This is a genomic window from Microcystis wesenbergii NRERC-220 (assembly GCF_032027425.1).
In the GTDB taxonomy this organism is placed as follows: domain Bacteria; phylum Cyanobacteriota; class Cyanobacteriia; order Cyanobacteriales; family Microcystaceae; genus Microcystis; species Microcystis wesenbergii_A.
The window spans coordinates 3,572,722-3,599,243 of sequence record NZ_JAVSJA010000001.1 but is presented as its reverse complement, the minus strand read 5'-3'; the positions used below and the strand labels follow the sequence as shown (position 1 = coordinate 3,599,243).

Sequence of the window (26,522 nt, the reverse complement as noted above, 5' to 3'; positions counted from 1 at the left end):
GACAGACAACCGGGGGCGGTCACGGGTGAAAATAGGTGTAAGATGAAAAAATTCTCCGATAACTGTTGCCCTATCCCCCGCGTGCCTACCTATTCCTACTATACCGCCGATGTTTTTAGCGATCGCATTTTTGGCGGTAATCCCCTGGCGGTTTTTCCGGAAGCATCCGGATTAACCCGCACCCAGATGCAAAAAATCGCCGCCGAATTTAACTTCTCAGAGACAGTCTTTGTTTTTCCGCCAGAAACGCCCCAAGGCACTAAAAAAGTCCGGATTTTCACCCCCAGTACCGAATTACCCTTTGCGGGCCATCCTACCGTCGGCACAGCCTATATTTTAGCCCTAATCGGTGCTATTCCCCCCCACCAAGAAACCACGATTTATCTGGAGGAAGGAGTCGGTTTAGTACCGGTAAAAATTCTCATGGAGGGGGAAAAACCCGTCTATAGTGAGTTAAAAGTGGCACAATTGCCAGAATTAGTGGCGGATAATTATGCTCTCGATGATTTAGCGGCGATTCTTTCCCTAAGCGTTGCCGATTTCTTACCCGGTTATCCCCCTCGCGCCTTTTCCTGTGGTCTTCCTTTTTTATTCATCCCCGTTAGAAACCGCGATATTTTAGGGAAAATAAAACTAAATCTAAGTCTCTGGTCATCATTATTGGGACAATCCCCCGCTAATTCCCTTTTTGTCTGCTGTTTTGACCCAGAATCACCCCAATCTCGTATTTATGGCCGAATGTTTGCCCCCGGTTTGGGAGTTATGGAAGATCCCGCCACCGGTTCGGCTGTGGCCGCTTTAGCGGGCTACCTAGGGGCCTTAGAATCTTCTAGGGAAGGGATGAATCAATGGACGATAATCCAAGGGGTGGAAATGGACAGACCCAGCATTATACAATTAAAGTTTCAGAAAAACAACCGTGAAATTACGGAAGTTTCTGTGGGTGGTGCATCAGTTCTAGTCTGCCAAGGCAAGATGATAATTCCCGATGGGGAAACACTTTAGCTGGTTAGAAAATGAATGGTTTCCGCTAGGGATTTTAGCTCTAAATCCGAGATTTTGTCATCATTCCAATAACTAATTTCTTTGCCTACTTTTTCGATAAAATAATTGGCCGCATAACGATATCTTTGTTGACAGGCTTCCCGAGCGAAATCCACCAAGGCTTTAGCGTAGGATTCGGGAGAGTGATTATTTTCTAGCCAAGTTTGACCATTTTTACCAATGGTCTGATATAATTGCGTATCATGAAGAAATTGAGAGAAATGTTGGTGTAAATCGGCGATTTCGTTGCCAACAGTCACATAACCTACGGTATTTTCCGGCAACTCACTATACCAACCTATTTTAGTCACTAAACTTGGCAAACCATGGCTCCAAATCTGCAGCTGACTGACGGATGCTTCTCCCATAGTAGGATAACGTAAATTGATTGCTAAATCTGCATCAGCTAAGGCGGTTTCTAATTTGGCTTCCGTGACAAAACCATGCAAGGTTACTAAATTATTTAAATTTAAGCTATTAATTTTTTGAACGAGATAATTACTATCCCATACTTCTCCATAAATGTCTAACCGAAAAGCTTGTTTTTGGGAAAAACTAGCTAAAGCATCCAGGATCATATCAACACATCTATTTTTTCCAATATGGCCAAAAACAATTAATTGATAAAAATCCCGATTTTTCTGCAATTCGTAATTTGATGACAAATCGCATCTAGGATAGGGTAGGGGAAAATAAGCAGTAAGAAGCGCATTTTCTTGCTGAAACTTACGATAACCTTCCTGACTGTGAGTAATCACCCCAATAGCATTTTTTAAAGCTAAAGGTGTCAGGGGATAATTATCGGCCATAAATTGCATAGATACTTCTCGATTCCACCACATTTCTGCGGCTATTTTTCCTTCCATTCCATAGTAATAGAGCATTTGATTAAGATAGATATCTCGATCATTATTGATTCTAGCAATTTCACTAAAAAAATCCTGTAGCTTTAAATCATGAAGGACAACTATACCGGGGCATTGACAACTAATTCTCCAGATATCCTCATGAAAATCTGGGTTATTACCAATATGATAAACATTTATGTCTGCTTGGTTAATTTTTGACCAGATTATGTTATCTCTATGGTAAGAATTAACTTTGACATAGTTCTTTAGTTCTCGATCGTAAATTTTTTGATTAGTCCATAGTTCTAACTGACAATTTTTAATCAAAGCTGGCAAGATACAAGTCATGTAATCAGCGATACCAGTTTTAGCGGGAGGTAAAGGAGAAAACCAATTAATTTTCATGCGAGTAGTTTTTTGATAACGTTTGACCAAGTAATATCAAGACTTTTGTAGTATTCACTGGCAGATTTACCTAATTTTGCCGCCCAATCCCGATTTTCCCACATTTCGTCCATGGCCTCTGCTATGGCCATTGCCTTAGGTTCCACAATTAAACCGGTTTCGCGATGACGAATAAATTCTAGGGGTCCTCCCGAATCTTGGCAGGTAATCACTGGTTTAGAAGCTAACATTCCTTCTAGGGTAACGTAACCGTAATCTTCCTCAAAGGGAGGATAAAGCACTGCTAGGGATCTGGCATAATAATCGAGTTTTTCCTCGTTACTAATTCTCCCTAAAAATACCACTTTTTCAGCAATATCCAACTGCTTAACTTTTTCCTCTAGAATGTCACCAAAATCTCCTTCTGGTTGACCAGCAAAAATCACTTTGACAGGGTTTTTAGTCAAGGCTAAAGCCTCAAGGATTAACTCTTGACGTTTCAAGGGATTGATCCGACTAGGGAAGAATAGATAACCTTCTTCTGGTTGACATTGAAAAAAATCAGCATTCTGGGGAGGATGATAAAGGGGTATCGAATCAACATTATTATAGGTTTTTAGCCTTCTTGCCACATTTTTAGAATTGCTAAATATGTTATGAGTTTCAGCAAAAACATTATTATCTGCCCGGATAATATTTTCACGAATTTGTAAGCCATTGGCACTTAAATCTAAACCGCCATAGGGATTACCCCATAGTTCATACGCTTGTCGGTGTTGATGCAGAATCCAGAGAACTTTTCGGGGATGAGGAATTAAATAAGCTGGGAATTTTAAGCCAATTAATCGATCAATATTTCTGCCATTGGCGCTAGTCAAATCTAATAAGCGACAGACTAACATTGTGTCTAAAATTCTTTCTAGGGGATAGGTTTGAAAGGGAATAGCGACTATTTCCGCTTCATGGCCTGCCAATTCTAAAGCCTTACATAATTCCTGAGCGTGAATTTCCGCACCGCCATAGACAAAAGGAACCTGTGTTGTTGTAATAATAACTCTCATGAATACTTACTCGTGATTAATTATAGTTTATAACCAATAACAGCATAATCCATTGGACCATAAAAATACTGATTAAACTGTTTAGATAACTCATCTAATTCATTTCCTTCATCAGCTTTGAATCCATCAGAAGGGTTTAAATTCAGAATTTCTACCTCAGCAAAACCGCAGTATTGCACTAGGAATTGAGTCATTAAACTGGGTAGAGGATTGCGGTGGGTTGGATCGAAGTAAAAATTACAACTGCCCACTAAAACATTAGCAGGATTGGGAGTCTCAAAGATAACCAAACCTCGATGACGCAGCACTCGAAATGCTTCATTTAATAGCTTAACTAATATTTCAAAGGGTAGATGTTCAATAATATGAAATCCCGTGATTACCGCCACGCTGTCATCTGGCATTGATTGCAAATAAGCGATAACATCCCCTTCTAAAACCTCTAATCCTCGACTTTGACATTGTTCAATGACGACTCGGTTTAGATCGATACCTCTGGCTCTGTAACCATTATCTCGCAAAAGCTCTAACCACTCTCCCCGACCACAACCTAAATCTAAAATCAGCGAGTCTCCCGGAGCAATTTGTGCTTCTCTGAGTCGGGGAAGATATACTTCTAATCTCCTATTAATTTCCTCGCGACTGCCGCGAAAATGCTCCTCAAAAGCGAAGTAAAAAGCATCTAGAGAATGATCTAACTCTCCAGCAAAAATTTGCGCTGGTTCACTCGAAGAGCCACCTTCCGATCCTGCTGTCGCTTCTAAAAACTTATTAATTAATCGCTTTTGTTGGAGTAAATCTATCTTTAAATAATGGCTATTTTGAAAATTCTTCTCATTACTATCTTTAATTTGGCTTTCTAGATACTCCTGCAATTGCTCGGTCTTCTGATCCAATTCTCGATCGAGGTGGTGGATTTGGCTTTGCAGTCCCTCTTGAATTTGATTAGCGATCCGATCGCGCTTTTGATCTAGTTGCTCGATTTGGCTTTGCAGCTCCTCTTGAATTTGATTAGCGATCCTATCCCCCTTTTGAGCCAGTTGCTCGATTTGGCTTTGCATCTCTCGCTCAAGTTCCTGGATTTCTCCTTGGAGTTCATCTTGATTTTGCTGCTGCCGCTCCTGCCATTTTTGGTCAAGATTATGCAGTTTTTCCTGTAGATTTTGGGTATTATTGACCAGATTTTTCTCCACCGCTTGGCTGTAACCAGATAAACTCTGACTAACCGCCATTAAATTCTCTAAATCTCGCTGGGATTGCGATCGCAAACTTTCCACCTCTGATAATAACTGTCGATTTAATTGTAGGCATTCTCGCAAGGCACTGGCCAGATTGAAGTTCACTTCCCTTTGATCGCGAAATATGGTATTGAGAATCTTTAAAGCCAGAGCTTGCAAGGGTTTAAATAATAACCAGGGGAAACGTCCAAATTTCTCTGGCAGTTGGTTACGCACTGCCGCTCTTGACTCGGCTGTTTTGATAAATCCCTCTATATAATCGATTTGATTATTAATTGCTTCCCGATCAAAATCCCCCTTCAGGACTAATTCCCTTGTCGCTGCCGGTGGTGGTGGTAATGGTGCTGAGGGAACCCCAAGGTGCAGATTTTGACGCAGGGCTTCTTGGCGAATTTTATCAAGCAAATGCTTGACATTTAGATGGGGATAGTAAGTTTCGATAGTCATAAGCTGTTAAGCATTTAAATTGCTTGTTGAGACGAGGCAAGAGGCACTCTTGCAAGAGGCAACAGTAAAGGGATTGGGGGAGATTCGGCTAATCTTAAGAATAAGCGCTTTAAATGCGTCTTAGCTTAGTGGCTACCAATCCCATCTTACAGGTTCCTGTACCATCAGGCTGGGATGGCATCGCTGTTAAGACCGTTTTTTTCTGATAAAGTTTCCCCGAACAGGACGTTTGCTGCCCTGTGGTGACAGAGCGGCAAGTTTTCTCCTCTCTCGACAATAGCCCGTCAGGTTTTAGAACCAAAAAATTAAACCTTCAGAATCAGAAAAGAGTTCGATAGACTCCAGACTAGACATTTTTAGATTTGTTTCCGCTCCCCCTAACACAGATAGATTAGCAGCACGGAAAAATCTCGGCCAAATTCCAGCAGCAGTGACGATAAGATTGCTAGGGTTGGACAAATTGCCCCAGCAAAATTGACCGAGGAAGTCGGCCTAACCTATGGGTATATGTGGATAAACTAAGACAGTTTAAATATTGTAACCGAATGGCCAAATCAAGGTGAATTAGGGTGTACTCTGAGGGTTGGGGATATTAAAGTTAAGTCTTAAAGAATCCACTCAATCTGGTCGGGGGTCAGTTTTCAGGGATGATTACCGACGGTAGAAGACCTTGACTGAAACTACTCCCACAAAAAAAAATTTTGCCATAGCTTGATAATTGAGGTCATCTATGCTAGTATATGTGCCATGTGTGAACAGCTTTTTACTTTGTTCGAGGAGTGAAAAATAAATTATGACTGTAGATCAAAATTCCATCGTCGGCTTGTACGTCATCTACTTCAACCGTTCCCCTGATCCCGCAGGTCTTACCTTTTGGCAGAGCCAAGATGTAACCATAGAGGAGATAGCAGCCCAGTTCGGTGCCTCCCCAGAGGCTAAAGCCCTTTACCCCTTCTTGGCGGCCCCCACCCTAGGCGACCCAGCAGCATTTATTAATGAAATTTATCAGAACGCCTTTGGTCGTGATGCCGATGAGGCAGGACTAGAGTTCTGGTTAGGAGTTCTTGAACAGGATAGCTCTCCCGAAGCAGTGGCGGAATTTGTCCTCGCAGTGGCCCAAGGAGCGCAAGGAACCGACTTCACCACCCTTCAGAATCGTGCTGACATAGCTCTGCAATTTACCCAAGAAGCTGTTAATGCGAGCATTCCTTTCACCCCTTCCCTATTTGCCACCTCATCGCAAATCATCGACACGGTGACTTTCACCGACGAGAGCGTTGCCGATGCTGAAGCAGCCATCAATCAGGCGATCATTGACATTATCGGTGGTGGCACAGGCACTACCTTCACCTTGCTAGATAATGGAGCCGTACTGACAGCTGCCGCTAACAGCAAAGTCGCTCCCGAAGGTAAGTTTCTCAGTACAGCCAATGATAAGGTTAGTGCTTTGACATTCTTGGAAGGTAGTTTCATTCAAGACCCTAGCACCAGTGACAACGACGTGCTGACCGCCCAGATTGTTCTGGATGTCAAGCCAGCCATCGAAAACATCGAGACCATCCAATTCTCTGGTGCTGCTAATGCTTCCGTCGCACTGGCAGGCATTAGCAAAGCCAAACAAGTACAGGTGGTCAAAGGTGATTTAATAATCAAGGATGCTAACAACTACGCCATTGATCTTGTGGCTGGTTACGCCAGCAATCTCACCCTACAAGAGGGTGTCGGTGTACTTGGCAAGGATCTCACCGTTAACCTGAACGGGACAACTGCCGGTGCCTCGATCGCGGCCAACTTAAATGATAAAAGCAAGGTCAACCTAGTCGTTAAAGCTGACAGTGTCCTGTCTAACGCTGATACAACCCTGAATACCCTTCAACTCAATCAAACCCAGAGCAACTTCGTCATTACTGGGGACAAGAACCTAACCATTGACGGCAAGATCGATGTATTTGACGGGACTAATCGACTGGATGCCACTGACTTTACTGGGAAACTGACCCTGAATCTGGGCAAAAACAGTGATATAAAACAGATTGTCGGCGGCAAAAGCGATGACACCTTCACCTTGACGGCAGAAGTAGATCAGATTAATGGTGTTAACCTCAATGGAAACGAGGGCAGTGACACCTTAACTGTTAAAGTTGGAGCCACTGCTGCTGCTCTTAATGGTGTTACCAACGTTGAGACGATTATCTTTAAAGAAGACACCGCCGCTAACACCACAATCGACACTAAGGACACGCTTGTGGCAAGTGGTGCAACTTTAACTGTTGATGCTTCTTCCTTCACCACCAAAACCTTAACCTTTAATGGTACCCTTGAAACCAATGGTTCCTTCAAGATTACTGGTGGTGCATTAGCCGATGTCCTGAAAGGCGGTGAAAAGAACGACACCCTTACTGGTGGCGGTGGTACTGATCAACTAACTGGTAACGGTGGTAATGACCAGTTCGTCTTGAATAAAGCCATCGCCACCAGTGCCGTGACGGTCAAGGACTTCAAGACAGAAGCAAATAATAACGATATATTCGCCCTAAGTAATGCCGCCTTTGCCGGCGCTCCGGCAGTGGGAGCCACCTTGACGGTTAGTGCTGTAGCGGGTGCAACTAACAGTGCTAATACAATCCTCGTGGATAACACAGGAAACCTTGCTGGTGCTAACTTGAGCAATGTGCGCTTTGGTTACGACACAACTATCAACAAGTTGTTCTACGATGCTGATGGTAACTTCGGGGCTGGTTCTATTCTTATTGCGGAAAGTACGAATGCGCTCACTTTGGCGGGGGGTTTAAGTGGCGGCAACTTTACTATCGTCGCTTAATTTCCAGTAAGCAGACGAATCCGAGTTGACTATTATAAAAGGCCATCCTTTTTCAGGATGGTCTTTTTTCGTTCCAGGGTAGAACCCTGGAACGATAAAGGGAGGGTCTCCCTCCCTTCCCTAGTGGGTTATAGTAGGGTTAATTCATGAATTAACCCTACCCTTGATAAGGGGGGTGCCGATCCCCCCTTCCCCCCTTGATAAGGGGGGTGATAGCTTCAATTTCCTCGCGACTTTTCTGGGGGAAATCGCTTTAAGAGTTCCTGCTTAGAACAATGGAGAAGTAAAGGAGTAAATTCTTCCGGAGACAGTTGTAAAATCCGGCTGATAATAGCTTGCAGTGGTGGGTCTAACTCACCAAAACGGACTCGGAGCAGGTTTTCCACCACCAGACGTTCCCCCTCTTGCAGACCCCGTTCTAGACCCCGTTCTAGACCCCGTTCTAGACCCCGTTCTAGACCCCGTTCTTCTCCTTCGGCCAGTGCTTCTTGATAGACTCTCGTCTGTTTTAAATCACTTAGTCCAAACATAGCTTCAATTTCCTCGCGACTTTTCTGGGGGAAGTAGTAGGGTTAATTCATCAATCAACTCTCATAGTAGGGCTAATTCATCAATCAACTCTCATAGTAGGGTTAATTCATGAATTAACCCTACCCTTGATAAGGGGGGTGCCGATCCCCCCTTCCCCCCTTGATAAGGGGGGTGATAGCTTCAATTTCCTCGCGACTTTTCTGGGGGAAATCGCTTTAAGAGTTCCTGCTTAGAACAATGGAGAAGTAAAGGAGTAAATTCTTCCGGAGACAGTTGTAAAATCCGGCTGATAATAGCTTGCAGTGGTGGGTCTAACTCACCAAAACGGACTCGGAGCAGGTTTTCCACCACCAGACGTTCCCCCTCTTGCAGACCCCGTTCTAGACCCCGTTCTAGACCCCGTTCTAGACCCCGTTCTAGACCCCGTTCTTCTCCTTCGGCCAGTGCTTCTTGATAGACTCTCGTCTGTTTTAAATCACTTAGTCCAAACATAGCTTCAATTTCCTCGCGACTTTTCTGGGGGAAGTAGTAGGGTTAATTCATCAATCAACTCTCATAGTAGGGCTAATTCATCAATCAACTCTCATAGTAGGGTTAATTCATGAATTAACCCTACCCTTGATAAGGGGGGTGCCGATCCCCCCTTCCCCCCTTGATAAGGGGGGTGATAGCTTCAATTTCCTCGCGACTTTTCTGGGGGAAATCGCTTTAAGAGTTCCTGCTTAGAACAATGGAGAAGTAAAGGAGTAAATTCTTCCGGAGACAGTTGTAAAATCCGGCTGATAATAGCTTGCAGTGGTGGGTCTAACTCACCAAAACGGACTCGGAGCAGGTTTTCCACCACCAGACGTTCCCCCTCTTGCAGACCCCGTTCTTCTCCTTCGGCCAGCGCCTCTTGATAGACTCTCGTCTGTTTTAAATCACTTAGTCCAAACATAGCTTCAATTTCCTCGCGACTTTTCTGGGGGAATTTGTAAATGATGATACTTTCGATTAGGTCAATTAACTGCCGTTGACTGGACTGGTCGGTGATTTCTTCTCTGGTGCGCTCGATTAGGGTTTGAGCAGTCCTCACCGCTGCCGTTTCCGACTCTACTACTAATTTAATCACACCGATTCCTAAGGAGGGATGGGACACCTGGGGCAATTCATCGAGATAAATGCGTCTAACACTCGATAAATTGAGGATTTCGCCAAAATGTAGCGATTGTTCCCGTTCCACCCCACGATGGGGATAAATGACAACAATTTGCCAGGGGTGAGGTGGTTGATATTGTTTTAGAAATAGGAACAATTCCGCAAAAAGTCGATAGTAGAGGGTGTCGTCCGCTTGGAACTGCACTTCCACTAGGTAGAGGGGTTGCTGAATATCTTCTCTGAGTGGTATAAATAAGCCATCGAGACGGAAAGAGAGTTGTTTCACCTCTTGGGAGGTGAATTGATAGTTTGCTGCTCCCGGTTGCGGTTGTCCGATTAAGTCAAAGAAACTGTCCGGAAAACGCAGGAAGATTTGGTAAAAGAGACTGTCAGTTTTCACGAGAAATCTCGCTTCTAGGGTTTATTGGCAATTGCCGAATCATTTGGCTAAACGGTTAATACTCTAGTATTAATAGGCGTCGTAAGCAGCTAGACACAATTGATTATACATATCTAACTACCTCTTGCCTCTTGCCTCTTGCCTCTTGCCTTTTGCCTCACCTCAACAAGCAATTTAAAGGCGCGGGCAGCTTATCTGGCTCTTTTCCTGTATAATCAAGTCTTAATTTTATGACTTGTCATTATATTTGAGGAAAATCTATGAGTTGGACAGAAGGATATGTATTGGAAGTTAACTACACTAGCGGCTTTTACGGCGAGTTAAGTCCCCTAAAATTAGGTTTAGCGACTCTGATTAAATCGATTCAACCCCCCGATTCTAGCCAAGAATTTACCTATTGTGAATTGGCCTGTGGTCAGGGTTTTACCACGAATATTTTAGCGGCTACCTATCCCCACGCCCAATTTTATGCCAATGATTTTAATCCTAGCCATATCGCCACAGCTAGAGATTTAGCGGCCAAGGCGGGAATGAAGAATATTCTTTTCTTTGATGATAGTTTTGAGGAATTTTTAGAGAGAGATTTACCTCAATTTGACTTCATCAGCTTGCACGGAATTTATAGCTGGATTAGTGCCAAAAATCGCCAAGCAATAGTTAATTTTATGCGCCGCAATCTCAAGGTGGGGGGATTAGTTTATATCTCCTATAATGCCCTTCCGGGGTGGTCGGCGGCGATGCCGATGCAAGCTTTGATGTTGCGTCATGGTCAACACAGTTCCGAGTCAATTTTAACCCGCATTGAACAGGCACTTAATTTTACAGGAGAATTATTAGAAGCTAATGCTAGTTATTTTGTCCAAAACCCAATTTTAAAAAATCGTTACGAGCGCCTGAAGGAACAAAATCGTTATTATTTAGCTCACGAGTATTTCAATCAGGAATGGAATTCTTTTTACTTCGATGAAGTAGCGAAAGAATTAGAGGATGCGAAACTTAAATATGTGGGTTCTGCCCATATTAATGACCATATTGATGCGGTCAATCTCTCCCCAGCAGCTCAAGAGAAATTAGCCAAAATCAGCGACCCAATCTATCGGGAAGTGGTGCGAGATTTCTTTGTTAATAGCCAATTCCGTCGTGATATTTTTATTCGAGGCTCTTTAGGTTTAACTCCCCAAGAACAGCTTAAACAACTACAAGAAACCCGGTTTGCCCTGATTGTTAATCCCGCAAATATCAAGTTCGAGCAGCAGTTTCCCCTGGGAGAAGTCAAGTTACAGGAGGCAGTTTATCAGCCAATTTGTCAGGTTTTGGCGGAATCTCCCCAAACTTTACTTCAACTACAAAATCACCCCAAAACCTCAAATATTAACTTAAATGGTCTTTACCAAGCTCTCATGATTTTAACTGGTATTGGCTATATTCATCCTGCTGTGGATGAGCAAACTTGCCAAGAACGGAAACCATCTACTAATGCTTTTAATAATGCAGTGAAAACCAAAGCAATCTATAATGAGGAATTAAGCTTTTTAGCTTCTCCTTTGATTGGGACTGGAGTAGTGGTCAATCGTTTAGAACAATTATTCCTCTTGGCTAAATCCTCTAACCAAAATGCAGTACAATTTGTTTGGCAAATTTTGGCAAGTCAAGGCAAAAAAGTGGTTAAAGATGGGAAAACTTTGGAAACAGAGGAGGAGAATATCACTCATCTGAAAACAGTGTACGAGGAGTTTAGTCAAGAACGTTTACTAACATTGCAAAAACTAGGTATTGAGTAAATACTAAGTAAGTAATCTCATTGCAACCAGCTACTTAGTTGATGATAGGTGGTGCGTTACGACGGATTTTTACTTTCAAGTCAAAGCAGTAATTTTGGCTGTTACGTTTTACTACTTAGTGGTGCGTTACGACGGATTGTTACTTTCAAGTCAAAGCAGTAATTTTTGCCGTCTAACGCACCCTACGTTTTACTAGAAACTGGATATTTTTAGCCATGACAGTCATTAACTTACAATTTTTCGAGAAAAAAGTTTTCTCCCAAAATGGAGAAGATGGTGTGATTGAGCAGATTTTCGCTCTCATTGGTTTTACGAATTGCTTTTATGTAGAAATTGGGGTAGAAGATGGCAGAGAATGTAATACGCGTTATCTGCGAGAAATTTATGACTGTCATGGTATCCAGTTAGATAGGGATTATAGTAACCCAGAACTTCATCTCTATCAAGAGTTAATTACTGCCGAAAATATCAATCAAATTTTTATCAAGTATCAGGTTCCCCACGAGTTCGATTTGCTTTCTATTGATGTGGACGGTAATGATTTTTATCTCTGGTTTAGTTTAGAAAAAATCTATCAACCGCGAGTGGTAGTAGTGGAATACAATTCTTCCCACTCACCCAAAGAAGATAAGGTTGTCCCCTACTCTACTCAGCGTTGTTGGGATGGAACAAATTATTTTGGAGCTAGTATTTTAGCTTGGAAAAATTTAGCAGATAAGAAAGGTTATTCCCTTATTTATGCCGATAGTCAAGGGCAGAAACGTTGAATCCTGTAATAAAACTTTACATTGACAAGCATAATACCCCTATAACATCAAATTTTAAATTGAATAGACAATCCTCCGGAACCAGTGTACATAGCTAATATGTTGACACATGAAACTCTGTAAATAGCGCAGTTTGTCTAATAAGCTTTTCCCAAATCCTTCTTCAATATCTATTAGCTGTAGAATCAGATAAGCGATAATGCAACTATAGATCTGTAGGCGGATTCCGTTCTCGTTTTTAGTGATTAGATTATCCAACTTTAGATGCATTTTTAAAAATTTCCACAGCAGTTCTATTTGCCATCTTTGGATGTAAATTTCGGCAACTTCTTCATTACTAACTGCTCCTTCTCCTTCTAGAGGTAAATCTGTCGCCAGCCGAAATTCTGTTTGACTTTCTAGGTCGCAAAAAGCGACTACTCTTACTTCTATTTGTCTTTTATCTTTTCCGAGTTTACACTTGCCATTTTCGAGCATCTCTAGGCTAATATTATTTTTCACTCTCAAGACAAAATGCTTGTCACTACTCTCTAATAATTCGGTGATTCTTTGATTAGACGCAAATCCTCTATCCATTGCTCCAACTCCATTTACAGGAATTGCTTCTATCGTTTTTCCTCCTTCTTTTGAGTCATGACCTTGACCAAAATGGATGAGTATTCCGACCACCTCTGTTGTGATACTATTAAGACCAGAGAATAGTTTTACTTGATGCCATCCCTGGGACCATAGTAATTTACTGGTTAAGCTAATTATTGTTGAGTCAATAGGAAATAAAGCTCGCGCATTCTCTATTCCTTTTTTGGCAACTAAACGCTTATTTAATTCGACAATGACTTTCTCAAATGGACTTGTTTCTCTAATTTTGCTTGCCTTAGAAAATGTGGATAAATTTACATTAATTCCTTGAAGTACCATTCTACTGCATAAGTCCCTCATACTGACGATGCTTTTATCTAAAGCAAAACCAATCCAACAGGACAAAAATGTAAAAGTATCTAAAGCGGGGTAGTCATTTTTAGGCAGTGGTTTGAGAAGCTCTTTTATGAGTTTTGAAAAATTCGTCATCAGGGCAAACTCCCTATTGTGAGGGGAATAAGTTGTCTAGATTCTATCTATAATAGCATTTTTTTTCTGACTTTTCTCAACGTTCAACACTTCTGAGTCAAGGGATTAATTTATTTATGGTTAGAAATGATGTTTTAAGCGAAAAAAATCTCAATTTCTTAAACACAAATATCCCAGAGTTAATTTATGTGCCTCCTAATTATTATGGCTGCTTACCCTATAGAAATTTGGGAAAAGGTCATCCTCCCGATCCTTTGCAAAGAGAATATTTAAGTTCGCAAGAAATTTTACTAACAGGCAAATTTGCCGATATAATAGAGGGAAGTTATCAAATAGTTGCCCAGTTGAATGAGCGGGTAAGTTTTGCCGGTTATTTAGCTAATTTCCTTCATCCTCAATTATTCCGACAAGGGTTTTACTTACCCGAAGAAAATTTTACTTGGTTAAAAGGTGATTATGCTTTTTTTACTATCCAGCTTGACTGTCCTGTTCCCCTACTTATAGAATGGCAAATAGTGACAGTTTTTCTCTCGTCAGAAAACCCTACACTTAAGGTGGAGGTATGGGTAAATGAAAAATTAGTGGATATTTGGAACTTTGAATATAATCGTTTCCAAAATAATCTTCGTAAGTTTATTTACTGCTCTAAAAATATACTCAATGAAAACTCATCTCTAATAACTATTGAACTAAAAATAGAGGGTTCCACATCACCTAAAAATTTAGGACTAAGCGATGATGATAGAAACTTAAGCTTGGCTATTTCTCAGATAAATTTTCTTTCTAGTGATTATTAACTTAATCACCAAAAGTCTTTCACTCATAAAAATTGATGACTAATTATGTTTATTCAACCAGAAACTTTTATCGAATTTTGTTATGAAACTTTTTTGCAGAGAGCTGCGGATATAGAAGGGAAAAGATATTATCTGGAACAGATCAAATTAGGACGGTCTTTTCAGGAAGTTATCCAGTCTTTTTTACAGTCTTCTGAATTTCAGCAGAATCAACAAAATAGCCAAAATAATAATGAGCAGCAACGAAAATTTATTACTAACTTATACAAGTATTTACTAAAAAGAAATCCCGATAACTCAGAATTAGAATATTGGCTGAATACCTCCCATACTTTACCAGAAATATTACATATTTTCGGAGAATCAGCAGAGTATAAACAGGTCAATAATTTTAGTCTCAAAAAGCCGCCCAAATCCCTGTATGGAATTATGATCAAAAGTGATGAAATTGACGGTTATTTACTCTATCCCACTTTTGATAAAGTCCAACTTCAGGAAGCTTTAGAGGGAAAACCATTTCAGCTAAATGATTTTTTAGCCTGTATGACATTTCTGGAAAATCATAGTCTATTCCACCCCGATAAGTCTTGTTTTCTTGATTTGGGTGCTAATATTGGCTCCACATCCATTTATGCTTTAAAAGGTAATTACTTCCAATCCGCTATCTCTATCGAAGCTTCGGGTTTAAATTATCAATTTCTAACTTTTAATACTCAGATTAACCAGTTAACTGAGCGATTACAAGCACTGAACTACGGATTAGCTAATTTTACCGGTACAGGAGAATTAGTTTGTAACCCTGATAATTGTGGCGACTTCCGTATTCAACCAGTCAATGTCACAGATAATTTATTTAATGAAGACAACTATAGGCGAGAATTAGCCGAGTTTATTACTCTAGATGAGTTAAAGAATCGAGGAATCTTAAATCCTCGAAAAATTGGTTTTGTTTGGATAGATTGTCAGGGTAGTGAAGGACTAATATTTCAAGGAGGACAAGAATTTTTTCGAGAAATATCTGTTCCTTTATATGTGGAATTTTGGCCCTACGGAATTAATCGACTAGCTGGAAAGAAAAGTTATTTAAGCTTTATCGAAACTTTTGCCTCTAGAGTAGGGAGATTGCGAGGGGGAAAATTTGTTGAAACAAGTTTAGATTTTCTCGATACATTTTATCAAGATAATTTAAACACTGGGGAATATATTGATATTTTAGTTATTCCCAATTAAGCTTACTATAGCGTTTCCTAAGCTAGTGAGGTACACCTATTTTTCTTCCCTTTTGCCTTCTGCCTCTTGCCTTTTGCCTAAAACCCATCACTTTTGTACCTCAGCAGACTGAAAAACGCTATAAACTAATAGTTATTTTTTATAAAGTAAGCAAGTTTAGATTTTTTGATGACAATCTTAAGCAGTCTTTTAATAGCTGACTTAGCTGTAGATAAACTTTTAATTTTCTCTTGCTGGCTTTCAATATTTTCTAATAATTGCGTATTCTGATTCTTGAACTTTTCCAGAGAATATTCCATTTCTTTAAGACTCCTAGATGTAATTAGCTGCTGGAGAGATTGATTTTGTTTTTCTTCTTGTAATTTTCTTAATTCTACCCAAACCTGACCCGAAGGATTTTCTTTAACTTCGGTAATAGTTCTGAGGATAATTTGAGAAATTTTTTCGGAATTTTGCCGCCAGGAAAATTGTTGATATCTCTCTAATCCTTTGTCTATTAGTTGCTGACGAATTTCAGGAATTTGTATTTTTTTGATAGCTTGTATCATCTCATCAATACTGGTGCTGTCAATGTATAAAACTGCATCACCTCCTACCTCTGGAATCGCCGAGTTAAAGCAAGTAATCACGGGACAACCACAGGCCATTGCTTCAATAATTGGCAGTCCAAATCCTTCATAAAGAGAAGGATAAACTAAGGCAATTGCACCCGAATAAGCGGTTTTTAAATCCTGATCATCTAATTTTAAGACATAGGTGGTAATATTTGTGGCTAATTTCGATAATTCTGGCTCTAACTCTAAATCACCACCGACACAAACCACAGCTAAATTATTATTTTTAGGCAAATTATTCCAAGCTTCAAAGAATAATTTGACATTTTTATAACCCTTGAGACTAATCCGGGAACCAACGATGAGAAAATAGGGTTTTAAAATCTGGTATTTTTGCTTAAAACCATCAATTTCTTGAGCTATACTTCGAGAAAATTCTTGGCTGACTCCATTATAAACAACATCAATTTTATCCTGGGTAATGTGGGGATAAAACTCAACTAAATCTCGAGCAGTATTAGCTGATATAGTAATATACCTAGAAGCGTACAAAATTGCATAGCGCTTTTCCTGCCATTCTGGTTGATTTAAATCCGCTTCTAGGACTTCAGGTATCATATCATGAACCATTAGAGCCGAAGGAGTGCTTAGGGGAGTGGTATAGTAAGTAGAAATAAAGAGAGCTGCCTGAAGCCGATCGCAGATTGCTTGAATTTTTCTAGTATCCTCTCCGCTATGATTATAATCGTAGGCTTCTAATAACCAATATTTTAAGTTTTTTAGTCTCGGTGCGGTTTTATTTCTATCTAAAATAATAATATGTTGACCAAATTCTGAGTTACTCCATTCTTGTAGAATTGAATACCAAACTCTCGCTATTCCTCCTTGGTTAATTTGAAAAATAACGCCATCAATCACAACAATAGGTTTTCTCTGCTCGGACATAGATTGAATTACTTGTAAGTTTTCTCGCTCATCTTCAGTTAAGGGTACACCTAGATCATGATTAACTTCTAAATCACTAATTTCCCCACGCTGTACTTGATAGTTTTTACACACTTGATTTTGTTCTCGTAAAGATTGATTATTCTTTTGCTGTTCTAATTTATCAGTTCTTTTATCAATAATATAGAGATATTTTTGTTGAAACTCTTGAACAATTTCTTGCTCTTTTTCTGAAGAAGCACTATCGATCACAGTAATTTATAATTCTCCCTTTTGATAGAAAATTTGTATTAATAAATCCTCTAGTATCCCCGAATAAGCTCGGCTGAATTATCAGCAAAAACAGGGGCGAGAACTTTGATTTTATTAACGAATACGCTAGGTTTTACAATAGAATTTACCTGGCTATTTTTAGGAAGTTAAAAACCTTTTTCTGCAAATTTAGACTTTCAGGCAGCCCCATGGGGTGGGAATAAACTAATTTTTGATCGTGACTGCTAACTCTGGCATAACCGATAGTGGATGATTTACCTTCCTCTGGACTGAAAAGGTCATTAACACAGTAACATTTACTAGCTGCCTTTCCTTCACTAGCGGGGAATATTTGCCCCGATAATTGCCACTTTCTGGGGTATCGGGGGAAGTACCCAGAATCTGAGCTGCTTCCCCTATCTTGACTAATCTTTTGGCCTTGACAAAACCCAGTTAAAAACCCCCACCCTAGCTAGGTTGGACGAGATTATTTAAGCCATAAACCACTTTAACGGTGATAATCTTATCCTTATCGGTAAGTTCTTCTAACACCTCTTTTCCCTGGACTAAATAGCCAAAAACCGAATAACGACCATCCATGAGATTAAACCCCGGAGGAGTTAATTCATTATCGAATTTAAAGAAAAAGAATTGCGAGGAACCCCCATTAGGATTAGTATCCGGACGCGCCAGGGCCACTGCACCAAAAGCGTTAAAAGGCAAGGCGAGACTGGGTAAGTAAATCCCTAATTCTTCGAGAGTATTGCCATAAACTGGTTCTTCTTCCCCTTTAATCAAAATTTCTAAGGGAATAGAGCGATATTGCTTAGTTTTCGGGTCAAGAAAGCCCTCTTCTGCACCGACGGGATCCCCAGTTTGCACAACGAAATTATCTTCGCTGCGAATGAAGGGTAAACCGTCATAAAAACCCCGTTGGACTAAATCCACAAAGTTACCCCCATTAATCGGGGCGCTGTAACCATCGACAACGATAGTTAAATCTCCTTTGGTGGTCTGCATCTCTACGGTGGCGCGTCCTCGCAATTGCGGCAAGTTAGCGTATTCTGGGGGAACGTTAAAGGGAAAACCCACCACCATTAATTCTTCTAAAGCGGTGATATTATTGAGCAATTCCCGTCTGGTTGACCAAACTGCCTCTTTATCCTTCGCTTCTACGGCCGTATCCAGGGCTGTCACTCCCGTTTTGAGTTTTTCGATTAATTCCTCCCCTTGGCTTTTACTTGCTTCGGGAACACTATCTAAGATGGCGTTGCTTTTGGTAGAAAGGGCATAATTGGCATCCTTGACATCTTTTTTAATCGGACTCCAACGTTTGGCCCGCAGATGTTTGGCAATATCTTCGATCGATTGTTGCACTTGACGAATTGGTTTATTATCTATGGGTAAGGCATTGCGTAGAATAGCAGTGGGATCCGTTACCGCATCACCCTGAGCAAGCACAGCTAAAGCAGGGGCAGTCCCCTTAACCGTGAACAGACTTAAGATTAAAAATAGTGCTAGGGCGATACTAGCACCGCTTTTTAAGAAAAATTTGCCCCATTCCCGTAATCTTGTCGTTATTTTCATATTTTGGTCGGTTCCTCAATGGCCATACCTATCCAAAATACTTGTAGGCTTTTAGGGGAACCCTTGTCAATAGCTGAGAAAACCGAGTCGGGGGAAGATAAATGTGGTAACTGATGCTAGAGATACTGACCTGAAGATTTTCTCTCAGCCAAATAAGGCTATTTTCTGGGCATTACTGCCAATTACCCGCAAAAAGTGGCTAAAGGGTTGGCAACAGAATTAGTTTTTGGTTGTCCATAAAATTCCCTCTTCCCCCCAAAGATATAAGCTCGATTAATTCCGTATTTTACCCCATTTTCATCAAGTCACTGTTGGGTTTTTGCCAGCAGGGTTTGTCTTTCTGGTTCTCGTTGAATATCTCTTTCTTTGAGGATTTTATCGAGTTTCGGGGTAGGAAAAGCGCTGATGGGCTATTTTACCATTTAGTTTATACAGGAACATTCTAACGGCAATTAGCGGCAATTTGATAAACTTTCACGGTTTCTTATAAAAGCTGATGGGCAAAGTACGGCAGTTTTTTATGTTATGGATGACTATTGGTGAAATATTTTTTTATTCCTTGCCATCTCCCTATTGCATTTGAAGTATCAAAAATCATCAGAATAGTAATTTTAAACAATACTACATAAAACATATAAATCAAAAAGCTTAATTTACTACCATACAACTCCAGAAAAACAAGACGACTAAAAGTAAAGTTTTTAAACATATTTTTTTTATCTTTGCCAATAATAGCCGATACAACATGAGTGACTAGAATATGGTTTGTAACAGCTATCTGATAATTTTCTTTGTAGTATTTTTCACAAAAATCTACATCCTCATGGTATAAAAAATATCTGGTGTTAAAACTAGGGCAATGATCAAACTTGGCCAAGTTAATAATCATACTACATCCTGATACCCAACGGCTTGAAGTGATGCCATTTTGTGAATTAATAGTATTTGATAGTTTTGCTTCATGTTTAATTGTTCCCCAAAAAGGATCAAATAAACCTTGACCAAACCAGAGATTTCCTTTTATGTCTCTAATTTTTGTCCCTAAGATAGCAAGATTTGGTTCTGTGTCGAAACATTTTTTTAGATAAATGTCTGCTTCTTTGTCTATAGTTGTATCGGGATTAATTAACCAAATTAATGCTTTATTATTGACAGAATAAATATATTTAATTCCCAAATTACAACCAGCACCAAATCCCAAATTTTGAGGAGATTGAATGATGTAAATCATCTCTGATGGGAAGAAATCATCGTTAGATAATTCTTCTTGAGGAGAGTTGTTTACGATTGTTATTTGATATGCCGATTTTAGGCTATTATTAATGGATAGCACTAATTTTTTAATAAGTTCTTTAGAATAATAATTGACTGTTAAAAAGTGGATCATAGAGATTTCTAGGAAATGATTCGTAGTTTTGAAGCTATTTTTAATAGAAATTGCCAAACTTGAGGAAATTTGTATTTTATTTTGTAAATAATGGCAAATCTAGAAAGAAAAAATTTACGAAGATTAGCTGATTGATCCTGTGGTAAATATTCTGGAATTAACTGATGTTTTAATTTTTCTATTTTCAGGGATGTTTCTTGCCATATTCTCGCTTTATGGCTGTAGTTAATTCCTAGTAGTTGGTTCACATAATAGTTGGAATTACTAGCATCGGTAAAAAATCGATATTCACAGCTAACAATCGGGATATATTGAGGATGATATTGGGAAGCAATTTTTAATAAAAAGGCGTAATCTTCCATTACCGAGAAAGATTCATCGAATTCCAATAATTTTTGGTCAATTTTTTTGCGATCTAATAAATAGCTATGAATTGGTATGAAATTATCTTTAAAGAGAGATTGTAAAGAAAAGTGTTCTTTTTTAAAGGGCATACCCCTCGAAATCACTTCAATTTTTTCTGAATTAATGAGTTGACAAATGAGCAAGGCTGTATCACTATAAGACCAAGAATTATCGTGGTTATGTAAAGCATTAGTAAGCAAAGATAAATGATTAGGATAAATAATATCATCATCATCTAAAAATCCTAAGTATCTTCCAGTAGATTTCTTGATACCTAAGTTTAAGTTTTTAGTTCTTTCATCCTGAGAAGTTGGATTAACAACCACATAAATATCTACTTGATTTTCTCTAAAATTCTCACAGATTGAATTGATTTTCTCTATAAAAATGTTTTGCTCTGACTGAGCAACTACTATAATTTCTAGAGGACGATAATCATTAGCTATAACACTTGCTATAGCATTTTTCAATAAGGGAATTCGTTTTTCTTGAGTTGTTCTAATTATAATGGAAGCAGTCCGATTATTAAATGTCATTATTTACAGTCCTATAAGTATTTAATAATTGGTTTGTGAAATCACTATCTTTCTTTTTATTTCTGATAATTTGTATCTAAATTTAAGAGGAAATAGTCTTAACAAAGTGATTAAACTAACTGGAATTAGGAAGCGAATGGTGTAGTATACTAAAAAACTTAGCGATCCTAAAAATCTACCGTATTCTTCTAAATTGAGAGCCAGCCAAACTCGCCAACTTAACAACGATTGCCGACAAAATAAAAGCCTGATTATGTCTTCTGTTTTCCCCTCTTGGATTAACCAACGGTGCGGGGCTGTTTTTGATTCTCCTAATATATTATAAATTTGATTTCTATTATCAACAAAAATTCTAAATCCCGATTTTCTCGCTTTGATAAGATATAGTGAATCACCCCCATAATGAGGTACAAGCGAAGTGTTAGGATAGCCTATGATAGAAACCAATTCTTGAGAAAAACAAACCAAATTACCACTTAATAATTCACATTCTCTTACTTGTCCTTGAGGACAGCTAATTAATTCGTAATCACTTAACCATTTTTTACTTTTACCACCAAAGCTAATTTTATTTAAATCATACTTCTCTCTTCCTTGACAACCAATAATCGCCTGAGAATTAATTTGACAAAAAGAAGTTAAATTTTGAATAGTGTTACGACTTACCAGACAATCATCATTTAACCAAATAAAATATTCTGCACCTTGCTGATAAGCGTACTCCATACCCATTTTAATTGCCCCAGTCCACCATAAATTCCCGTCACCTTGTAGGATGATGACATCGGGGTACTGGGATTGAATTGCGGAGGATGTGCCATCGGAGGAACCGTCATCCACGACAATTACATGGTATTGATCCAAATCACCGTTATTCTCTAGGGTTTCTAGACATTTTAGGGTGATGGCTTTGCGGTTGTGAACGGGTATGATGATATAGACTGGTTCTTTCGTCATAAGCTTGCGGTTGCCGATAGTATCTAGATTAAATATACCCAGAGAGCCAGGGAAATATCACCTTTGAGGGAAAATCTTTTTAATTAACTATCATCAAGAGTTTCTATCATTTCTTGAACCGCCGTTTTAAGGGGAGGTAAATCATGCTCGATTACCCCCCAAACTCGCCAGCAAAAGGCGAGTTTGCCGCTAACGGTTTCGTGGGGGCCGGTAGGTTCCAAATCGATTATTTCTCCCTCAGCAAGTTCGTAGCGGGGATTATTCCAGTAAGTACCTAAGCAAAATTAATTACACATCCAAACCGTCAGCAGTTACTCCGTCAGCTTTTTGCTGTGATCAGTAAACAGTGAACTAAAAACTCAAATCTGATCCCGTCTCCCGTCTCCCGTCTCCTGTCTCCTGTCTCCTGTCTCCTGTCTCCTGTCTCGACTGGGAAATTAATTTTGCACGACTACTTATTGACCGAGAAAATCTTCTAGGGTTAGAGTCTGGAAAAGGCTAGGAGAAAGCATAGTTTTAGGGAATATTTTTATCTTTGTTCATTTAACCAACTTAGCAATTCCTCACTGCTGGCCAAGTCTAAAATTCTATCTCCTAAGGTTTCTAATTGCGGGATAGATAGAGATTTAATTTTTTCAGTCATAGCTAAATCTAAACTGCCAAAACGTCGGGTTAAAAGTCGGATAATCAGTTCTGCTTCTCCCTCTTGTCGTCCCTCTTGTCGTCCCTCTTGTCGTCCCTCTTGTCGTCCCTCTTGTCGTCCCTCTTGTCGTCCTAATTGAATACCTCTCTGTTCTCCTAGCTGCAATCCTTCTCTGAGGATTTCTTGATACCAGGGCGATTCTCTTAATACGGTCATATCCCACCTCATAATTTCTTGAACTATTGGTATTTCTAAGACAAATGATGCAAAAAAGGAAAGTAAGGGTTCTAAGTCCTGTAGGCTTTCATTTGCCCTTAATTCTCGCAGGGCTGTGCGAACTACGGTTTCTTCTCCCCCTCCTTTTAGTATAGGAACGAAAGGCAAAAGTGTCGATATTTTTTCTCGAAATACTATTTCTGCCGATACTTCCCAAAGGTTAATTACTCGATATTCTTGATAGGCACGGATTCCCATAAATTCTGAGCTATAACGGCTGGGAATCCTTGAGTTAGTTTGACGGGGTAAAATGTTAACTAAGACGGGATAAACGGGCAAATTGTAGCGTTCTGTGGCTAATCCTGCGTAAGCTCGGATTCTTTGGGGCATTTGCTTTGTGTAACGCAACTGGATTTCGTTAAGGAGCAGAAATTCTCCCTCTTGGGGGCTATAAATTTTCAGGAGAACATCGTTGGCACGACTCACCCATTGAAATTCTGAGCTAAGAAATTCCTGCACTTGTACGTCGGGCTGTTGGGTTAACCATCTTGCCCAATTATCAGGGGCTAAACTGATTAGTCTTTTACTACCTATATCGGCTTTTTTGGTCATAGATTACGGTTATTTTTGGGTATTTGTCATAAAAAGTCAATGACAATAAACTAGATTTCAAAGAAGGATATTAAAACCCTCTTGACTAAAGGGTTTATCGTGGGTAAGAACTTCGCTTATATCTCGATTTTTCATGGCCATCATTGAGATACAATCGACCATGCTATAACCTTTATCTAGTCTTTGTTCGTCTAGGTTTAATCCCGATAAAAACAGCGATGAATTTATTTGCAGCACCTCTAGATCGGGATCATCAAGAATATCATGGGTAATTCCTGCTACAGTTTGACGCATGAAAGAACCAAAGGAAGAAAAATAGTTGAGAAATTCAATTAAAACTGCTTCTGTGGTGATTAAGCGGCGATTGGATACAGTTTTTTGTAACTCAATTGCTCTTTCGTGCCATTGATCCCTTGAGTTAGCTAAGGCTACCCAGTACAAAGTATCGACAAAAATTAATTTCACTTTTTGGGCGCTCCGTATAGATAATGATCGAGGTTTTCTGAGGAATCAGTGGGGAGTTGCTCGATAACTTCGGGGGGTAGTTGAGCGACTCGTTCGGCAATTTTGTCCCAAATAGTCTTTTTAGGTTGTTTTTTGTACTGGAGAAATTCGACAAAGTTGAGGACTTCCTGCTGCTGGGAGGGGGAAAGTTGGCCGATTTTTTCGATGAGAATATCGCCGAGAGGATTTTCTGCTTGGGTTTGGGGGGAGGTGGTAGCAACCATAGTTTTAAGCAAGGGAATATGTGTTATTATATTCTACTCGATCGCTTTCTAGAATGGCCTAGATATTCTGGTTAATTTATGATTTATTGCTCTGATTATTATTAGTCAATTGACTGAAAGTATATTTTCTTTTGGAAACGAAATTTAATAATTCTTTTCCAAGACCAACCCTTTAGGTAGTCAATACAAGGAATAGATAAATTATTGGATTTTAAAACATTCAGGTTCTCGTTGAGATATTGAGTATAAATTTTGTATAACTCTAATCCTTGCTGTCCGATCAAGTAGTTAACACATAATAATAATTTCTTGGGCTTCAAAATTCTTAAGCTATGAAAATGGTAAAAAACAGGCTTAATATCTTTACCTAAAATATTTTCAAAAAACCTGATATTCCAAGGTGCTAAAGTTCTTTCTTTTTGTTGAACTATCCAAAGATCTTCAGGGAAAAGTATCGGCCAAACATCTAAATACTTTTGATCACCAAATTTACCATTTTCTAAGCGATTAAAACACCAATCTAAACACTTATGTTGCCACCATTGTATCACATTTAATCCCCGACAATTATTTTTAGCTGTGAGAAACTGTACACAAAACCTACCGCTGCTTAAAGTTTGATCATATTGCGGATCATAGGCGTGTTCGGTAATCAAAATAGATCGTTTATTTTCGTCTAATTCTTGCAGCAGGCATCGAGGATTATCAAAGAAGAATAAATCGGCATCCAGATAAGTAACTTGTTCTATGCCTGGTTGACGAGTAAAAACGGCTGTAAAAGTAAATGGGGTAATTGTCCAGCAGTATTCCCCTTTACTTCTTGAATCTTTAATTGCCAATAATTCGGGTGTTTCTACCTCTTGCAGTGGGATGAGAGTTACGGAGGATAAATTAATAAGTTTTAGCTGGTCTTCTACCTTTTTATCCATACAAATAATCCAGAGGTGGAAAGGTTGAGCCTGCAGCATCAGGGAGGAGTGCAAAGTCATTCCTATAGGCAGAAAACTACTATCAAACAAAGTACAAAAATGTTCTATTTTGGTATTATTTATAGTCATTAATCACCTCGATAATATAATTAATATCTCGATCATTCATTTGGTGATGGCAAGGAATAGATAGACAGTGTTCGGCATAATATTCAGTATTTTTTAAGCCCTGCGGATCGGTTTTCAACTCTCGACAAGGTGGTTGATAATGGACAGGAATAGGATAATGAATAAGAGTATTAATGTCATATTCTTGAAGATATCGCATTAAAGTTTCTCGCTCCTGGGTGAGGATAACAAATAAGTGATAAACATGGGATTCTAGGGCTTTTGGTGGGGCTAATAGTTTAATCTTGGCATTATCAATACCTTGAAAATAAGCTTGAGCTATTTGCTGTCGTCTTTGAGTAAAAGATTCCAACCATTGTAAGCGCACGGAAAGTAAGGCTGCTTGTAGTTCATCGAGGCGACTATTTAAACCTAATTCAGGATGATGATAACGCTGACTTTGACCATAGTTTCGTAATATTTTAGCTCGATTAGCAATTGTTTCTGAATTGGTTACTAAAGCACCTGCATCACCGATCGCTCCTAAATTTTTGGTAGGATAAAAACTATAGGCCCCCCAGATGCCAAAACTGCCTGCTGTCTTTCCCTGCCAACGGGCAAGATGAGCTTGGGCGCAGTCTTCTAATAAAATAATATTACGATTATCGCTTAATTCTAGCCAGCGATCAATTTGAGCAATTTGTCCATATAAATGAACTAATAAAATTGCTTTAGTCCGATTAGATAAACAGCGTTCTACACTATCAGTATCCAATAATCCAGTCTGGGGGTCGATATCAGCTAAAACTGGTACTAAACCTGCTCTTATAATTGCTAATACTGTAGCAAAAGCGGTCAGAGGAGTAGTGATAACTTCATCCCCTGATTGTAAGTTTAAACAACGCAAACCGATTTCTATGGCATCCATACCGTTGGCAACTCCAACAGCGTGGGAAACCTGACATCGTTGAGCCCAAATCTTCTCAAAGTTACTAACTTCTTTTCCTAAAATATACCATCCTGACCTAATAACTTTTTCCACAGCGTTTATCTGTGCTTGTATCAGTTCTTCGGGTTCTGCTGCAAAATCATTCATTAAAATCATAGCT

Annotated in this window: 24 protein-coding genes; 6 read left to right on the top strand and 18 right to left on the bottom strand. The window is 39.4% G+C overall.

Annotation, left to right across the window (positions count from 1 at the left end):
* Positions 1-81 precede the first annotated feature (81 nt).
* Entirely contained in the window at positions 82-1,005 is a 924-nt protein-coding gene (locus RAM70_RS17505) for a PhzF family phenazine biosynthesis protein (RefSeq protein WP_190380208.1), read from the top strand.
* Here RAM70_RS17505 and RAM70_RS17500 read toward each other — a convergent pair.
* From RAM70_RS17500 to RAM70_RS17490, 3 genes are read right to left on the bottom strand one after another with little or no spacing between them, the layout of a single operon-like run.
* A complete protein-coding gene (locus RAM70_RS17500) occupies positions 1,002-2,297 on the bottom strand; it encodes a glycosyltransferase (protein WP_190380201.1) in 1,296 nt (431 codons plus the stop codon). The genes RAM70_RS17505 and RAM70_RS17500 overlap by 4 nt on opposite strands.
* Positions 2,294-3,337, bottom strand: coding sequence for a glycosyltransferase family 4 protein (locus RAM70_RS17495; protein ID WP_190380200.1), 1,044 nt, complete (start codon positions 3,335-3,337; stop codon positions 2,294-2,296). Before RAM70_RS17495 ends, RAM70_RS17500 begins: the two co-directional genes overlap by 4 nt.
* 20 nt (positions 3,338-3,357) lie before the next feature.
* Positions 3,358-5,022, bottom strand: a complete 1,665-nt coding sequence (locus RAM70_RS17490) for a methionine biosynthesis protein MetW (protein ID WP_312674853.1) — start codon at positions 5,020-5,022, stop codon at positions 3,358-3,360.
* Between the two features lie 793 nt (positions 5,023-5,815).
* On the opposite strand from RAM70_RS17490, the gene RAM70_RS17485 reads away from it, so the two are divergent.
* On the top strand, positions 5,816-7,843 hold the full coding sequence (locus RAM70_RS17485) for a DUF4214 domain-containing protein (RefSeq protein ID WP_190381769.1): 2,028 nt from the start codon (positions 5,816-5,818) through the stop codon (positions 7,841-7,843).
* A gap of 218 nt (positions 7,844-8,061) precedes the next feature.
* On the opposite strand, the gene RAM70_RS17480 is transcribed toward RAM70_RS17485, so the two are convergent.
* The 3 genes from RAM70_RS17480 to RAM70_RS17470 all read right to left on the bottom strand — a co-directional run bounded on the left by RAM70_RS17480 (position 8,062) and on the right by RAM70_RS17470 (position 9,911).
* Complete coding sequence (locus tag RAM70_RS17480; protein ID WP_012264746.1) at positions 8,062-8,373, bottom strand: RpnC/YadD family protein; 312 nt, start codon at positions 8,371-8,373, stop codon at positions 8,062-8,064.
* Between the two features lie 181 nt (positions 8,374-8,554).
* Complete coding sequence (locus RAM70_RS17475; RefSeq protein ID WP_012264746.1) at positions 8,555-8,866, bottom strand: RpnC/YadD family protein; 312 nt, start codon at positions 8,864-8,866, stop codon at positions 8,555-8,557.
* A gap of 181 nt (positions 8,867-9,047) precedes the next feature.
* Positions 9,048-9,911 (bottom strand): Rpn family recombination-promoting nuclease/putative transposase, encoded by an 864-nt coding sequence (locus tag RAM70_RS17470; RefSeq protein WP_312674847.1) that lies wholly within the window; start codon positions 9,909-9,911, stop codon positions 9,048-9,050.
* A gap of 260 nt (positions 9,912-10,171) precedes the next feature.
* On the opposite strand from RAM70_RS17470, the gene RAM70_RS17465 reads away from it, so the two are divergent.
* Together RAM70_RS17465 and RAM70_RS17460 are read left to right on the top strand one after the other, a co-directional pair.
* Positions 10,172-11,692: a methyltransferase regulatory domain-containing protein gene (locus tag RAM70_RS17465; RefSeq protein ID WP_190380754.1), complete on the top strand. Its 1,521-nt coding sequence runs from the start codon at positions 10,172-10,174 to the stop codon at positions 11,690-11,692.
* A 215-nt stretch (positions 11,693-11,907) separates the two neighbouring features.
* Positions 11,908-12,459 carry a hypothetical protein gene (locus tag RAM70_RS17460; protein WP_312674845.1) on the top strand — a complete coding sequence of 184 codons (552 nt, stop codon included), beginning with the start codon at positions 11,908-11,910 and terminating at the stop codon, positions 12,457-12,459.
* Between the two features lie 54 nt (positions 12,460-12,513).
* On the opposite strand, the gene RAM70_RS17455 is transcribed toward RAM70_RS17460, so the two are convergent.
* Positions 12,514-13,530, bottom strand: coding sequence for an IS4 family transposase (locus tag RAM70_RS17455; protein WP_288016859.1), 1,017 nt, complete (start codon positions 13,528-13,530; stop codon positions 12,514-12,516).
* A 113-nt stretch (positions 13,531-13,643) separates the two neighbouring features.
* Here RAM70_RS17455 and RAM70_RS17450 point away from each other — a divergent pair, with 113 nt between their 5' ends.
* Together RAM70_RS17450 and RAM70_RS17445 are read left to right on the top strand one after the other, a co-directional pair.
* Positions 13,644-14,324: a hypothetical protein gene (locus RAM70_RS17450; RefSeq protein WP_312674844.1), complete on the top strand. Its 681-nt coding sequence runs from the start codon at positions 13,644-13,646 to the stop codon at positions 14,322-14,324.
* Between the two features lie 45 nt (positions 14,325-14,369).
* The gene (locus RAM70_RS17445) at positions 14,370-15,554 is read left to right on the top strand and encodes an FkbM family methyltransferase (protein ID WP_190380756.1); all 1,185 of its coding nucleotides are present in this window, start codon (positions 14,370-14,372) and stop codon (positions 15,552-15,554) included.
* Between the two features lie 125 nt (positions 15,555-15,679).
* On the opposite strand, the gene RAM70_RS17440 is transcribed toward RAM70_RS17445, so the two are convergent.
* From RAM70_RS17440 to RAM70_RS17390, 11 genes are all read right to left on the bottom strand, one after another.
* Positions 15,680-17,305 carry a glycosyltransferase family 4 protein gene (locus tag RAM70_RS17440; protein ID WP_312674843.1) on the bottom strand — a complete coding sequence of 542 codons (1,626 nt, stop codon included), beginning with the start codon at positions 17,303-17,305 and terminating at the stop codon, positions 15,680-15,682.
* A gap of 468 nt (positions 17,306-17,773) precedes the next feature.
* Positions 17,774-18,892 (bottom strand): peptidylprolyl isomerase, encoded by a 1,119-nt coding sequence (locus tag RAM70_RS17435; RefSeq protein ID WP_312674842.1) that lies wholly within the window; start codon positions 18,890-18,892, stop codon positions 17,774-17,776.
* Positions 18,893-19,415: 523 nt separating this feature from the next.
* Positions 19,416-20,279 (bottom strand): glycosyltransferase family protein, encoded by an 864-nt coding sequence (locus RAM70_RS17430; RefSeq protein WP_312674841.1) that lies wholly within the window; start codon positions 20,277-20,279, stop codon positions 19,416-19,418.
* Between the two features lie 8 nt (positions 20,280-20,287).
* Positions 20,288-21,220, bottom strand: coding sequence for a glycosyltransferase family A protein (locus tag RAM70_RS17425; RefSeq protein WP_312674839.1), 933 nt, complete (start codon positions 21,218-21,220; stop codon positions 20,288-20,290).
* 21 nt (positions 21,221-21,241) lie between these two features.
* Complete coding sequence (locus RAM70_RS17420) at positions 21,242-22,177, bottom strand: glycosyltransferase (protein ID WP_312674838.1); 936 nt, start codon at positions 22,175-22,177, stop codon at positions 21,242-21,244.
* A gap of 83 nt (positions 22,178-22,260) precedes the next feature.
* On the bottom strand, positions 22,261-22,398 hold the full coding sequence (locus RAM70_RS17415; RefSeq protein WP_238567764.1) for a ribonuclease HepT family protein: 138 nt from the start codon (positions 22,396-22,398) through the stop codon (positions 22,261-22,263).
* 308 nt (positions 22,399-22,706) lie between these two features.
* On the bottom strand, positions 22,707-23,648 hold the full coding sequence (locus tag RAM70_RS17410; protein WP_312674836.1) for a DUF4351 domain-containing protein: 942 nt from the start codon (positions 23,646-23,648) through the stop codon (positions 22,707-22,709).
* Positions 23,649-23,705: 57 nt separating this feature from the next.
* On the bottom strand, positions 23,706-24,113 hold the full coding sequence (locus tag RAM70_RS17405; RefSeq protein ID WP_312674834.1) for a type II toxin-antitoxin system VapC family toxin: 408 nt from the start codon (positions 24,111-24,113) through the stop codon (positions 23,706-23,708).
* On the bottom strand, positions 24,110-24,376 hold the full coding sequence (locus RAM70_RS17400; protein WP_312674833.1) for a DUF2281 domain-containing protein: 267 nt from the start codon (positions 24,374-24,376) through the stop codon (positions 24,110-24,112). Before RAM70_RS17400 ends, RAM70_RS17405 begins: the two co-directional genes overlap by 4 nt.
* A gap of 101 nt (positions 24,377-24,477) precedes the next feature.
* On the bottom strand, positions 24,478-25,434 hold the full coding sequence (locus RAM70_RS17395; protein ID WP_312674832.1) for a hypothetical protein: 957 nt from the start codon (positions 25,432-25,434) through the stop codon (positions 24,478-24,480).
* Positions 25,421-26,518, bottom strand: coding sequence for a DegT/DnrJ/EryC1/StrS family aminotransferase (locus tag RAM70_RS17390; protein WP_312674831.1), 1,098 nt, complete (start codon positions 26,516-26,518; stop codon positions 25,421-25,423). Before RAM70_RS17390 ends, RAM70_RS17395 begins: the two co-directional genes overlap by 14 nt.
* Positions 26,519-26,522: the final 4 nt, after the last annotated feature.